This is a genomic window from Serratia sp. TMDUHS_CL, from assembly GCF_037137105.1.
In the GTDB taxonomy this organism is placed as follows: Bacteria; Pseudomonadota; Gammaproteobacteria; order Enterobacterales; family Enterobacteriaceae; genus Serratia; species Serratia nevei.
The window spans coordinates 179,254-193,037 of the sequence record NZ_JBBBDV010000007.1 but is presented as its reverse complement, the minus strand read 5'-3'; the positions used below and the strand labels follow the sequence as shown (position 1 = coordinate 193,037).

10 protein-coding genes are annotated in these 13,784 nt (G+C 62.3%); 2 read left to right on the top strand and 8 right to left on the bottom strand.

Features of this window, described 5'->3' with window-relative positions; all coding sequences use genetic code 11:
• Both dacB and ushA read right to left on the bottom strand, forming a co-directional pair.
• The gene (gene dacB / locus WCL58_RS15145) at positions 1–1,467 is read right to left on the bottom strand and encodes a D-alanyl-D-alanine carboxypeptidase/D-alanyl-D-alanine endopeptidase (RefSeq protein WP_336851331.1); all 1,467 of its coding nucleotides are present in this window, start codon (positions 1,465–1,467) and stop codon (positions 1–3) included.
• Positions 1,468–1,616: 149 nt separating this feature from the next.
• A complete protein-coding gene (ushA, locus tag WCL58_RS15140) occupies positions 1,617–3,269 on the bottom strand; it encodes a bifunctional UDP-sugar hydrolase/5'-nucleotidase UshA (protein WP_070914135.1) in 1,653 nt (550 codons plus the stop codon).
• A gap of 178 nt (positions 3,270–3,447) precedes the next feature.
• On the opposite strand from ushA, the gene WCL58_RS15135 reads away from it, so the two are divergent.
• Positions 3,448–4,668, top strand: coding sequence for an MFS transporter (locus tag WCL58_RS15135; protein ID WP_049272288.1), 1,221 nt, complete (start codon positions 3,448–3,450; stop codon positions 4,666–4,668).
• 245 nt (positions 4,669–4,913) lie between these two features.
• Positions 4,914–6,605, top strand: coding sequence for a YbaL family putative K(+) efflux transporter (gene ybaL / locus WCL58_RS15130; protein ID WP_004940247.1), 1,692 nt, complete (start codon positions 4,914–4,916; stop codon positions 6,603–6,605).
• 58 nt (positions 6,606–6,663) lie between these two features.
• On the opposite strand, the gene WCL58_RS15125 is transcribed toward ybaL, so the two are convergent.
• From WCL58_RS15125 to adk, 6 genes are all read right to left on the bottom strand, one after another.
• Positions 6,664–7,968 (bottom strand): inosine/guanosine kinase, encoded by a 1,305-nt coding sequence (locus WCL58_RS15125; RefSeq protein WP_049199930.1) that lies wholly within the window; start codon positions 7,966–7,968, stop codon positions 6,664–6,666.
• Positions 7,969–8,058: 90 nt separating this feature from the next.
• Positions 8,059–9,021, bottom strand: coding sequence for a ferrochelatase (hemH, locus tag WCL58_RS15120; RefSeq protein ID WP_004940253.1), 963 nt, complete (start codon positions 9,019–9,021; stop codon positions 8,059–8,061).
• A 119-nt stretch (positions 9,022–9,140) separates the two neighbouring features.
• Positions 9,141–10,304, bottom strand: coding sequence for a glycerate kinase (locus WCL58_RS15115; protein WP_070914137.1), 1,164 nt, complete (start codon positions 10,302–10,304; stop codon positions 9,141–9,143).
• A gap of 9 nt (positions 10,305–10,313) precedes the next feature.
• On the bottom strand, positions 10,314–11,579 hold the full coding sequence (locus WCL58_RS15110) for a GntP family permease (protein WP_038875012.1): 1,266 nt from the start codon (positions 11,577–11,579) through the stop codon (positions 10,314–10,316).
• Between the two features lie 119 nt (positions 11,580–11,698).
• Positions 11,699–12,832, bottom strand: coding sequence for a sugar diacid recognition domain-containing protein (locus WCL58_RS15105; RefSeq protein ID WP_060423460.1), 1,134 nt, complete (start codon positions 12,830–12,832; stop codon positions 11,699–11,701).
• A 166-nt stretch (positions 12,833–12,998) separates the two neighbouring features.
• On the bottom strand, positions 12,999–13,643 hold the full coding sequence (gene adk / locus WCL58_RS15100; protein WP_004940261.1) for an adenylate kinase: 645 nt from the start codon (positions 13,641–13,643) through the stop codon (positions 12,999–13,001).
• Positions 13,644–13,784 lie beyond the last annotated feature (141 nt).

The window sequence follows — 13,784 nt, the reverse complement described above, 5'->3', positions numbered from 1 at the left end:
TCAGCGGCACACTACCGTGGCGTCACAGGCCGCCAGCGTCTCGACCAGGCGGTCCTCCAGCGCCTTCACCTCCGCGCCGGGCACCAGATAGTTGTTGCTGATGATGGCGAACGCCAGCGGCCGTCCGGTCGCCGAGTCGACATAGCCGCTGAGCGACGAGACCCCGGTCATGGAACCGCTCTTGGCGTGGGCGCGGCCCGCCGCCGCCGTCTTCACCATGCGGCTCTGCAGCGTACCGCCCACCAGCAACCCCGGCTGGCCCGCGATGGGCAAGGCGTTATACCAGGCGGCAAACCACGGCTGTTTCCTGGCTGCCAGCAGCAGCGTCGTCAGCTGCTGCGCCGTGATCTGGTTCATGCGTGACAGCCCGGAACCGTCTACCTGACGGTACGCGCCGGCCGCGATGCCCTGGCTTTGCACAAACTGGCCGATCGCCTGCAGGCCGGCGGCCCAATCCCCCTTGCCCTGCGTCTTGCGGCCCATCGCCTTGGTCAGTACCTCGCCGTAACCGTTGTTGGACACCTTCAGGAAGGTGACGGCCAGGCGAGAGAGCGGCGGCGAGGTTTTTTCGGCCAGCAACCGGGCATCGGCAGGGGTCACGCCCTCTTCCGCGTTACCGCGCAGCGTGATGCCGTGCGCGCGCAGCGTATGTTGCAATAAGGCGCCGATCACGCGGGCCGGTTGATCGACGGTGATCAATCGCGAGCGGGTCTCCGCCTGCGCGGCGATGGTGCCGCTGACCACGATTCGGTTGCTGCCCGGCTGGCGATCGAACGTCAGTGCGGTGTCGCCGCCGGTGGTGGTGCGGTTGACCAGCGTCACCGCGTCATTGGCGGGATAGAAACCCACCCGCCCTGACGCACCGGCGCGGGCCCCCGGCTGCACGTCCACCCGCACCACGTTGATATCGCCACCGGGGGTAAAGGCGTAGTTCAGCGCCGAGATCGGCGCGCCGAAAGCGAAGGGTTCGTCGTCCCAGCTCCAGCCGGCGCCGAAGGGCGTTTGATCGAACGCGCTGGCGTCCAGGATCAGCCGCCCATGAATATGGCGAATGCCGCGCTGCGCCAGCGTGGCGGCGAAGGTGTCGAGATCGTCAGGGTGCAACGTCGGATCGCCGCTGCCCTGCAGATAGAGATCCCCCTGCAAGATGTCGCCGCGCTGCTCGCCGGTGGTCAGCAGCCGGGTTTCAAACCGGTAATCCGCCCCCAGCACGCCGAACGCCGCCAGAGAAGTGAACATCTTCATGTTGGAAGCCGGCGCCAGGCGCTGCTGCGCGTGCGCCTGATACAGCACGGTGCCGCTGTCGGCATCACGCACCATCACGCCGCTCGACGCGCCAACCAGCGCCTTGTCTTGGCCGATGGCCGCCAGCGCCTGGCTGAGCGTTTGCTCATGGCGTTGGCCGGATGACGAACACCCCGCCAGCGCCAGGATGGCGGGCAGCAGCCAGCCTGCGGTTTTCAACATGTCATCTCCCTGCTTGCGTTATCAAAACCAAATTGTTGCTCAGGCTATCATTGGAAGGCGGCGGCGGCGACTTTTGCGTGCGTTTGAAGGAGGATTTCGGCGGGAAAACAGGCGGCCTGCCCATGGGGAGCAGGCCGCTGCGGTGGCGATTAGCGATAAACGATCTCGCCCTTCGGTTCATAAGCCGCCGCATCCAGCGGCGAGTGTTTCTCGATGTACTGCTTGAGCACCTCGGCATCGATAAAGCCGGTGTTGACGTAGCTCGGCAGCCCGTCCAGCTTCGGATAGCCGTCGCCGCCCAGCGCGTTGAAGTTCAGCGTCGCCATGCGGTAGGTTTTATCCGCCTGCAGCGGCTGGCCGTTGATCTTCACCTCGCTGACGCCCTTGCCGTCCGCCACCAGGCTGACGTTGGCGAACTGGGCGTAGGCGCCGGAATCCGGCTTCATGTTGGCCACTACCGCCAGGTACTGCTCAACCTCGCGGCCTTTCATATCGACATGCACCAGGGTGTTGCCGAACGGCTGTACCTTGAGCACGTTTTTGTAGGTGATATCGCCGCTTTCAATGGAATCACGCACCCCACCGCCGCTCATCACCGCGAAGTCGGCATCGGCGCGCTCCCTCTGCGCGGCCAACATCACCCGCGCCAGGTTGGTTTGCACGAAGCGCACCTTGCTGCGATCGCCCTCCAGCTTGCCGTTAACGCTACCGATCTTCACGCTCAGCTGCTCCTTGCCCTTCTCCTGGAACGGCGTCAGCAGCTTCATCATGGTCGGATCTTCCGCGATCTGCTGGGTGTAATACACGCGCTCGCTGGTGCCGTCCGCCTTCTCCACCTTCTTCTTCAGGTTCACCGGGATCAGCTGATAATGCACCAGCTTCAGCTCACCGTTGCGGAATTCGAAGTCGGCGCGGCCCACGTATTTGCCCCACTCATGCGCCTGCACGATCCAGGTGCCGTTCTGGCGATCCGGCGAGCACGGCGTGCCCGGCACATAATCCACCTGCTTACGGTTGTCGCCGGCCATGCACACCGGATCCTGCGAGTGGCCGCCGACGATCATGTCGAGATACCCGGCCGGCAGGCTGCGCGCCATCTCCACGTCGCCCGGCGCGTTGGAGCCGTGTTCGCCGTTGTCATAGTGCCCCATGTGGGTAGCGGCGATGATCACGTCCGGCTTCTCATCCTTGCGCAATTGCTCCACCACCCGCTTAGCCTCCGGCGCCGGCACGCGGAATTCAATGTCGGTAAAGTACTCTGGGTTGCCCATTTTCGCGGTGTCGTCGGTCGTCAGGCCGATCACCGCGATCTTGATGCCCTGCTTGTCGAACAAGGCGTAAGGCTTGAACAGCCGCTGGCCGGTACTTTTCTGATAGATGTTGGCGGACAGCAGCGGGAAGGTCGCCCATTTTTCCTGCTGGCGCAGTACGCTCAGCGGGTTGTCGAATTCGTGGTTGCCGATCGCCATCGCGTCGTAACCCACCAGGTTCATGCCGCGGAAGTCCGGCTCGGCGTCCTGCAGGTCCGATTCCGGCACGCCGGTGTTGATATCGCCGCCCGACAGCAGCAGCAGGCTGCCGCCCTGCGCCGCCACTTCCTGACGAATGCCGTCCACCAGCGTTTTCTGCGCACCCAGGCCGTATTCGCCGTGATCGTTCTGCCAGAAGTGACCGTGATGATCGTTGGTGTGCAGAATGGTGATGGCGTAGGTCTTATCCTTTTCCCAGGCACTGGCGGCCCCCGACAGCAACGTCAGGGAAACGGCCAACGCGCATGCGGTGGTTTTCAGCGAAAAGCGCATGGCGGATCTCCGTGTATTAAATGGCTTTTATGATGAGGGCGAAATTGTAGCGCGAATTAATGACAGCTGATTTCAAATTTTTGCGATGTGAGTCTGATTATTTCAGATATGGTAAAAATTGAGCACCCTGCCTAAGATGTCATCTCTGTGCTCAACAACTTATCAGGCTAATAATAATATGACCGACAGTAGCCAAAGCGCGATGCCGCCCGCCAAGGGCAGCGCGGTGAAGGGAACCGCCTTCTCCATCCTTGGCGCCATCAGCGTGTCTCACCTGCTCAACGATATGATCCAGTCGCTGATCCTGGCGATTTACCCGATCCTGCAAGCCGATTTTCACCTCAGCTTCGTGCAGATCGGCATGATTACCCTGACCTATCAGCTGACGGCCTCGCTGCTGCAGCCGCTGATTGGCTATTACACCGATAAACACCCGCAGCCTTACTCGCTGCCGATCGGCATGGGCTTTACCCTGTCCGGCCTGCTGCTGCTGTCGGTGGCGAGCACCTTCCCGCTGGTGCTGCTGGCGGCGGCGCTGGTGGGCACCGGCTCATCGGTCTTCCACCCGGAATCCTCGCGCGTGGCGCGCATGGCCTCCGGCGGTCGGCACGGCCTGGCGCAGTCGCTGTTCCAGGTCGGCGGCAACTTCGGCAGCTCGCTCGGCCCGCTGCTGGCGGCGCTGATCATCGCGCCTTACGGCAAGGGCAACGTCGCCTGGTTCTCGCTGGCGGCGCTGCTGGCGATCGTGGTGTTGCTACAGGTCAGCAAGTGGTATCAACATCAGCACCGGGCAACTAAAGGGCAGCCGAAAAGCCCGTCGCTGCTGAAACCGCTGCCAAAACGTACCGTTGCCTACTCGCTGGGCATCCTGCTGGTGCTGATTTTCTCCAAATACTTCTATCTTGCCAGCATCAGCAGCTATTACACCTTTTATCTGATACATAAGTTCGGCGTTTCGGTGCAGAATGCACAGATTCACCTGTTCGCCTTCCTGTTCGCAGTGGCGGCTGGAACCATTATCGGCGGGCCTCTCGGCGACAAGATAGGGCGTAAATATGTTATTTGGGGCTCCATTCTCGGCGCTGCACCGTTTACCCTTGTTTTACCCTATGCATCCCTGTATTGGACCGGCATTTTGACGGTGATCATCGGGGTTATTCTCGCCTCGGCGTTCTCCGCCATCCTGGTCTATGCGCAGGAGCTGATCCCCGGTAAAGTCGGCATGGTTTCCGGCTTATTCTTCGGTTTTGCTTTCGGTATGGGTGGGTTAGGTGCGGCAGTTCTTGGTTATGTCGCCGATTTGACCAGTATCGAGCTGGTCTACCAAATCTGTGCTTTCCTGCCGCTGATCGGCATTATCACGGCGCTACTGCCCAATATGGAGCATAAAGCGCAATAACCCCGCTGAATACCCGGATGAAATTATTTATTCATCCGGGTTATCCCACGGATAAACCAATGTTATTTGGCTTATCTGACACAAAATCTCCTCATTGCCGCGCCTTAAGTGAAATCCTCTGCTTTTTTACAAAAAAGGCCAAATTAGCCAAGCAAGCCGCGAACAAATGCAATAAACTAAATGTATCTTTTCGTAACTTTGTTGCGTTTCTCCCGTGCCGCGATGCATAGCCAGAAGGAGTATGGATGCATAATTCAACACCGCTCATCACCACCATCGTCGGAGGGTTAGTACTCGCCTTCCTCCTCGGCATGCTGGCGAACCGCCTGCGCATCTCCCCTCTGGTGGGGTATCTGGCCGCAGGGGTGCTCGCCGGCCCGTTCACCCCCGGTTTCGTCGCCGATACCTCACTGGCGCCGGAACTGGCGGAAATCGGCGTTATCCTGTTGATGTTCGGTGTTGGCCTGCACTTCTCTTTGAAAGACCTCCTCGCAGTAAAATCTATCGCCATTCCCGGCGCCGTGGCGCAGATAGCCGTCGCTACCCTGCTCGGTATGGGGCTGTCCAAGCTGCTCGGCTGGGATCTGATCTCCGGTCTGGTGTTCGGCCTCTGCCTCTCCACCGCCAGCACCGTGGTGCTGCTGCGTGCCCTGGAGGAACGGCAGCTGATCGACAGCCAGCGCGGGCAAATCGCCATCGGCTGGCTGATCGTAGAAGATTTGGCGATGGTGCTGACGCTGGTATTGCTGCCCGCCTTCGGCAATATGCTGGGCAACGACAACGCCAGCAGCAGTCAGCTGCTGATGGAGCTGGCGCTGACCATCGGTAAGGTCATCGCCTTCATCGCGTTGATGATCGTGGTCGGCCGCCGCCTGGTGCCGTGGATCCTGTCGAAAACCGCCAGCACCGGCTCGCGCGAGCTGTTCACCCTGGCGGTGTTGGCGCTGGCGCTCGGCATCGCCTACGGCGCGGTGAAGCTGTTCGACGTCTCCTTCGCGCTGGGCGCCTTCTTCGCCGGCATGGTGCTGAACGAGTCCGAACTGAGCCACCGTGCGGCGCACGACACCCTGCCGCTGCGCGACGCGTTCGCGGTGCTGTTCTTCGTCTCGGTCGGCATGCTGTTCGATCCGATGATCGTGATTAACGAACCGCTGGCGGTGCTGGCGACGCTGGCAATCATCGTGTTCGGCAAATCTGCCGCCGCGTTCCTGTTGGTGAAAATGTTCGGTCACTCCAAGCGCACCGCGCTGACCATTTCCGCCAGCCTGGCGCAGATCGGCGAGTTCGCCTTTATTCTGGCGGGCCTCGGCATCGCGCTCGGCATGATGTCGGAACACGGGCGCAATCTGGTGCTGGCCGGCGCCATTTTGTCCATCATGCTCAACCCGCTGCTGTTCACCCTGCTGGAGCGCTATCTGGCCAAAACCGAAACCATCGAAGAGCAAATTCTCGAAGAGGCGGTGGAAGAAGAGAAGCAGATCCCGGTGGACATGTGCAACCACGCGCTGGTGGTCGGCTATGGCCGTGTCGGCAGCCTGCTGGGCGGCAAACTGGCCGAGGCGGGCATTCCGCTGGTGGTGATCGAGAACTCCCGCCCACGGGTGGAAGCGCTGCGCGAACAGGGCATCAAGACGGTGCTGGGCAACGCCGCCAATCCGGAAGTGATGGATCTGGCGCGGCTCGACTGCGCGCGCTGGCTGCTGCTGACCATCCCCAACGGCTATGAGGCCGGCGAGATCGTCGCCTCGGCGCGCGCCAAGCGGCCGAACATCGAGATCATCGCCCGCGCCCACTACGACGACGAAGTGGCCTACATCACCGATCGCGGCGCTAATCAGGTGGTGATGGGCGAACGGGAGATCGCCAACAGCATGCTGAACATCCTGCAGCTGGACACCCTGAGCGAAGAAGAAAAAATGGGCGGCTGTCCGATCTGAAGCGCCACGGCGCACAAAAAAAGGTCCGGCATTGCCGGACCTTTTCTTTTTCAGCGGGTTAACGCTCCCAGTAGGACTCTTCCAGGCTGTCTTCCCGCTCCGGCAGGCCACGGGTGAGGCGCGGCGAATGCTGGTTCAACACCTGGTAGCTGACGCGGTTGGCGTATTTGCACACCTGCGCCAGGGAGGAATAAGTCAGGTAGCTGCGCACGTGCTTGCTGGAATTCGGCACGTTATGGCGGTGATAGCCGTTGGCGGCAATATCGTGCAGCAACGCCGACAGCGCGCCGTCGCCGGCGCCGTTGGTGTTCATGATCCTCTCCGGCCCGCCCATATACGGCGCGATGTGCGAATAAACGCGCAGCGGATTTTCACAGTGTTCACGGCGCATGGCGCGGCTGAATTCGTAGCGGTTGAACTCGGCGATATGCCCCGGCAGCAGCGGGTGCTGGGTCTGGCGCTTGTTGGCCTCTTCGGTGTAGCCCGCCATATACAGGCCGTTCGGCCCGGCGGTGCACAGCACCAGATCCACCCACTCCAGCGCCATGTCCGAGGCGGTCAACGGATCGCTCAGCCCGGTCAGCTCCAGCGCTTCGTCTTCGTTCATCGCCAGAATCGTCACGTTTTCCTTCAGGAAGTCGCGCCACCACTGCGGGTTGTCGGCGATCACGTACTTGGTGCCCAGCGTCAATACCACCGGCACGTCGTGTTTTTTGGCGTATTCGATCGCCTGCAGGGTGGCGGCCTTCATCGGCTCCCCTTCCTTGCAGCGCACCAGATAAGAGCTCAGCACCAGCGCCGACGCGCCGGCGATCACCTCTTCAGGAATGCTTTCCGGGCGCAGCTGGTTCATCTGGCCCGGGTTGATGGCGAAGGTGCGCTCGCCGCTTTCGCCAATCAGCGTGAAACAGCGGCCGATGGCGCCATCAACGCCCTGCAGATAGTTAAGATCGGTACGGCTGGAGGTATTGCACAGGTAACGGTAGGCATAGCTGCCGATTTTCACGTTGCTGCACATCACGCCGAGCAGCACCGAGCGATCGTCCGCCAGCACTGAATAGTTGTGCATGGTATTGCCGATGGTGCCGCCGGCGAACTGATGGGTAACCAGGTTGTTGTCATTCAGTTCCTGATACAGCGCCTCGGCGACGTCGTCTTCGATCACCAGAGAGTGGCCCAGGCTCAGGCCGTAGCGCTGGACAAAAGCGTCGTCCACTTTCGCCTCGATATCCACCAGCGTCTGATCGATGCCGACGATATACGAGGTGCTGATTTCACTTTCGGGCTGGGCCTGCTGCAGAAGCGGATCGCGGGCGCTCACCGGGAAATAGTGTTTGGACTTGCGTTTACCAGGAAATTTCATGTGATTGGCGGTGGTGACGGTTTAACAAGCGGAGAATGTTAACACATCCCCGCCCGATCACGATGCATCTAATAGACAGATTATGGATGATTACAGGCGCTGCGCCACCAGCTGCTGCATCATATCGATATGCGCCGGCTCGTCGTTCAACGCCGAGATATATTCAAACTTCTCGCCGCCGGCCTTGAGGAAGATCTCGCGGTTCTGTTCTTTGATCTCTTCCAGCGTTTCCAGGCAGTCCGCCGAGAAACCGGGGCAAATCAGCTGAATGTGCTTCACGCCCTGCGCCGGCAGCCCCTTCAGGGTCTCATCGGTGTACGGCGTCAGCCACGGCTCGCGGCCGAAGCGCGATTGGTACGTCATCATCACGCGTTCCGGCGCCAGCGGCAGCGTGGCGCTCAGCGCACGCAGGGTGTCCTCGCAGCGCTGCGGGTAGTCGTCGCCCAGGCGCGCATAACGTTTGGGAATACCGTGGAACGACAGCACCAGCCGATCCGGCTGGCCGTGCTCGGCGAACGAGCGCTCCACGCTTTGCTGCAGCGCGGCGATGTAGGCCGGATGTTCGGCGTAATCGCGGATGAAGGCCACAGAAGGCAAACGGCGATAGCCTTTCAGCACCCGCGCCACGCCATCCCATACCGCCGCGCTGGTGGAACAGGAATATTGCGGATAGAGCGGCAGCACCACCAGGTTGGTCACGCCCTGCGCCAGCAGCTTGTCGATGGCTTCCGCCAGGCTCGGCGAGCCGTAGCTCATGCCCAGCTCCACCGGCGTATTCGGCATGCGCGCCGCCAGCGCCCGCTGTTGGCGGCGGCTGTACACCAACAGCGGCGAGCCCTCTTCCATCCACACCGACTGATACAGCTTCGCCACGCGCGGCGAACGGATCGGCAAGATCGCGCCGTTGAGGATCGGCCACCAGATCAGCGGCGCCGTATCGACCACGCGATCGTCACTGAGGAATTCCTTCAGATAGCGTTTGACCGCCGACGAGGTCGGCGCATCTGGTGTGCCCAGGTTCACCAGCAATACGCCGTGTTTCTCTTGCTTCATCTCAGTTCCCCTCATTTCCTTTCCGGCCGGCATTCCGTTCTGGGTCGGGATGTCAGCAGCCATTAATGCCGGCTATTGTAACGGAAAAGTCCTGCGTCGAAACCGATAACAGCAACAGGCTATGCCTGTGGGCCTTCCCTTTGCGCCAGTTGCCACACCGCCGCCACGTTGCGCGCCGTCACCTGCAGATTGCGATCGGCGTCCGCCAGCGCTTCTTCCAGCGTCACGATGCGGTCGAGCACCGAAAACGCCGCGTCGATGCCGTGTTGATGCACCACCTGGTAATCCGGTGTCAGGCTGCCGGCGATGGCGATCACCGGCACCCCGTGGCGCTTGGCCACCCGCGCCACGCCGATCGGCGTTTTGCCGTGGATCGACTGGCTGTCCAGCCGCCCTTCGCCGGTGATCACCAAATCGGCATCGCGCACCGCCTCATCCAGACGCAGGGTTTCGGTGACGATCTCGATGCCCGGCCGCAAGCGCGCGCTGAGCATGCCGAGCAGCGCCGCCCCCATGCCGCCCGCCGCTCCCGCGCCCGGCTGGGTGAGCACGGCGCGGCCGGTTTCTCGTTCCAGCAGTTCGCCATAGTGATGCAGTGCCGCATCGAGCTGCGCCACCATCTCCGGCGTCGCCCCCTTCTGCGGCCCAAACACCGCCGAGGCGCCCTTTTCGCCGCACAGCGGGTTATCGACGTCGCAGGCGGCGGTTACGCTCACCCGTTGCCAACGCGCATCCAGCCCGGCGAGATCGAGGTGCGCCAGCTGCGCCAGGGCCGCCCCGCCCACCGGCAGCGGCCGGCGATCCTTATCCAACAATTTAACGCCCAGCGCCTGCATCATCCCGGCGCCGCCGTCGTTAGTGGCGCTGCCGCCGATGCCGAGAATGATCGCCTTCACGCCGCGCTCCAGCGCCGCCAGCATCAGTTCGCCGGTGCCGTAACTGGTGGTGATGCGCGGATCGCGCCGGCCAGGCGGTGCCAGATGCAGCCCGGAGGCGGCGGCCATTTCAATCACTGCGGTTGCGCCATCGCCCAGCAGGCCATAGAACCCCTGCACCGGCTCCCCCAGCGGCCCGGTGACCGTCACCTGGACGATTTCGCCGCCGGTGGCCGCCACCATCGACTCCACCGTGCCTTCGCCGCCGTCTGCCATCGGCAGCTTCACGTAGTGCGCCTGCGGATAAATTTGGCGGAATCCCCGCTCGATGGCGTCGGCAACGCCGAGCGCGCTCAGGCTCTCTTTGAAAGAATCCGGGGCAATAACCACTTTTTTCAGCGTTTTCATCACTGTTCCTTATCCCGCCAGGTTAAATACGCCAAACATCAGCGCCGAGATTGCCGCGATGGTGAATCCCACCAGCGTTTCATACGGCAACAGCTTCAGCCGCTCGTGCACCGCCATATTGACGCTGCCGCCGGTGGCGTGGAAGAAGCTGCCGTGCGGCAGGTGATCCAGCACCGTGGCGCCCGCATGGATCATCGCCGCACCGGCCAGCCCGCTCACGCCCAGCTCGAGCAGCGTAGAGCTGAACACCCCGGAAGCCACGGCGGTGCCGGCGGTGGTCGATGCGGTCGCCATCGACATCAGCGCGCCGGACAGCGGCGCCAGCAGCCAGGCCGGCAGCCCGGTGTGCGTTAAGCCGTTAATCAAGACATCCTTCAGCGCCGAGTTGGCGATAATGCCCGCCAGCGTGCCGGTGCCGAGCAGCATGATCGCCACCGGCGCCATGCGCGACAGGCCGGAGACCATAAAATGATTGCACTGGCGGATACGCCCCATCAGCAGCGCGCCCGCCAACCCGCCGGCCGGCAGCGCGATCAGCGGATCGACGGCGATACCGGCGATCGGCCGCAGCGACAGCAGCAGGATCGCGACCAGCGGCGCGCTGATCGCCGCAGCGAAGCCCGGCCGCGCCCCTTCGGCATGCTGAGTCAGCTCTTCGGCCATCACTTTGCTGCCTTTATCGCTCAGGCGACGCGCCAGCAGATAGGCCACCACCAGGCCGCACAGCCCCGGCACGATGCCGGCCATCATCACCGAAGTGAGCGGCACGTGGAAGTTGTCCGCCGCCGCAATGGTGTTCGGGTTGGGCGACATCACGTTGCCGGCCTTGCCACCGCCGATCATCGCCAGCAGGATCGCCGCGCGCGAAATGCCGGCCTTCTGGGCGATCGACAGCGCGATCGGTGCGACGGTGATCACCGCCACGTCGATAAATACCCCCACCGCCGTCAGGATCAGTGTAGCCACCGCCAGCGCCAGCAGCGCGCGGGTTTCGCCCACCTTGCGCACGATGGTTTCGGCGATGGTGTGCGCCGCGCCGGATTCGATCAGCACCCCGGCCAGCACCCCCGCCGCCAGAATGCGCATCACGGCGTTGGTGATGCCCTGCGCCCCGCCGATCATCAGCGTTACGGTCTGCACCAGGTCGGCGCCGCCGCACAGCCCGCCCGCCAGCGCACCGGCGATCATGCCGTAAGCCGGTGGCACCTTGCGTAGAATCAGGACGATGGCGACGGCTAACGCCACCAGCGCCCCCAGCGTGGATACGGTTGTCATTGTTGTTTTCTCCGTGGTTGATGTGCAGGCCAACATATCCCGCGCGCCCCGCGTTGGCCTGAGGGGAAACAACAAAAAATCGCCGGGGGAACGGCGTGGAATTTGTGGGTTGGCACAACTCAGTCGTGCATCAGCATGCCGATATACAACCGCAGAGCGTCGGTTAATTGATTGATTTTCATGCCGGTTATCGCTTCGATGCGCTGCAGGCGATAGCGCAGGGTATTGACGTGGATATGTAGCTGCGCGGCGGTCTGCGTCTGATCACAATTCTGCGAAAAATAGTGGCGCAGCGTGCCGCGCAGCACGCCTTTTTCGTCCTGTTCGCCCAGCGTCCGCCAGGGGCGCCCCAGCTCCTGCGCGCGCCAGTCCTCCCCCAGATCGCACAACAGCGACGGCAGCGGGTAGTCGTGGTAGAACAGCGTGGCGTGACGCAGTTTCAGGCGCTGCGCCATCGCCTGGGTGGCGCGCGCCGTCAGGCTGGAACGGTAGGCGCTTTGCGGATCGTCATAAAAACCGCCGACGATCAAGCGCACCCGAAAGCGGTGTTTGAGTTGGTTTTGCAAACGCTGCGCCTGCTGGCGTTCCAGCTTCAGGCTCCATTCACCCTGCGCCATGCAGGCCGGGCGCAGCAGGGTCATTTCATTGAAGCCGGTAATGGCGATCAACGCATCGCGCTGGGTGGCCTCCAGCTCCGCCAGCAGCTCGCGCAGCAGGTGCGGCTGCGCCTCTTGCAGCTCGACGATCCACACGATGCGCGCCTGGCGCAGATCCAATCCCAGATACGCCGCCATCGCTTGCAGCGACGCGGTGTTCGGCTGCGGCTGCAGCAGCTGATTCGCCAGCTCTTCCCGGTAGCGCTTTTCCCACTGGTGCTGATCCAGCAGCGCCGCCTGCTCCACCATCAACTCCGCCGCCATCTTCACCAGCTCGGCGTAGGCGCGCACCTCGGCCGGTTCGCCGGAGATGCCGATCACCCCCACCCGCTGGTTGCGAAAGCTGAACGGCAGGTTGATGCCGGGCCGCACACCCTTCAGATGCTCGGCGGTGGCGCGGTCGATTTCCACCACCCGATTCTCGGCCAGCGCCAGCACCGCGCCTTCATGGCGCTGGAACAGGCGCTGCGGGTTGCCGGAGGCGATGATCACACCGTTGCTGTCCATCACGTTGACGGAATGGCTGATGATGCCCATCGCCCGCTGGACGATCTGGCGCGCGGTGGCTTCCGCCAGAAGATTGGTTTGTCTGAGCATGCCCGGCTCCCTGCTGAGGGTGAAAACGCAGGCTTGTTATACGCCATTTGGCGCGGGCGATTAATGGGCACGGCCGCAACAAGCCGCCGCGATCACAATTTGGCGGGAAAACGGCAAAAAAAAACGCCGGGCCACAGGCCCGGCGTCATGCACAATCCGCTTGCGATCAACCGAGGATGGTCGCCAGCTCTGCGCTCACTTCGGCGACCTTGCGGGTGCCGTCGATTTTGCGGTATTGGGTGTTACCCGCTGCCGCTTCTTTGCTGTAGTAAGAGATCAGCGGCGCGGTCATCTGATGGTATTCCACCAGGCGCTTGCGCACGGTCTCTTCCTGATCGTCCTTGCGCGTGGTCAGCTCTTCGCCGGTCACGTCGTCTTTGCCTTCCACCTGCGGCGGATTGAACTTCACGTGGTATACGCGGCCGGACGGCGCGTGCACGCGGCGGCCAACGATGCGGTCAACGATCAGCTCGTCCGGCACGTCGAACTCCAGCACGAAGTCCACGTTGATGCCGGCTTCTTTCATCGCGTCAGCCTGCGGAATGGTGCGTGGGAAACCGTCCAGCAGGAAGCCCTTGCGGCAATCTTCCTGAGCGATGCGCTCTTTGACCAGCGCGATCACCAGCTCATCGGTCACCAGCTTGCCGGCGTCCATGATCTCTTTCGCCTGCTTGCCCAGTTCACTGCCGGCCTTCACGGCTGCGCGCAACATATCACCGGTGGAGATTTGCGGAATGCCGTATTTCTCCATGATGAATTGAGCCTGAGTACCTTTACCAGCGCCCGGAGCGCCCAGCAGAATGATACGCATTGCGTAAATCCCCTTGCTATGTAGTTTTTATAAAATTGCGAAAACGCTCAACGATACCATTTCAGGGGGGGCAGGCTCAAGGCGCGCGAAGGAAATCGATTGCGGAATGTGCAAAAAAGCGGGCAAGCAAAAGGCGAGAAA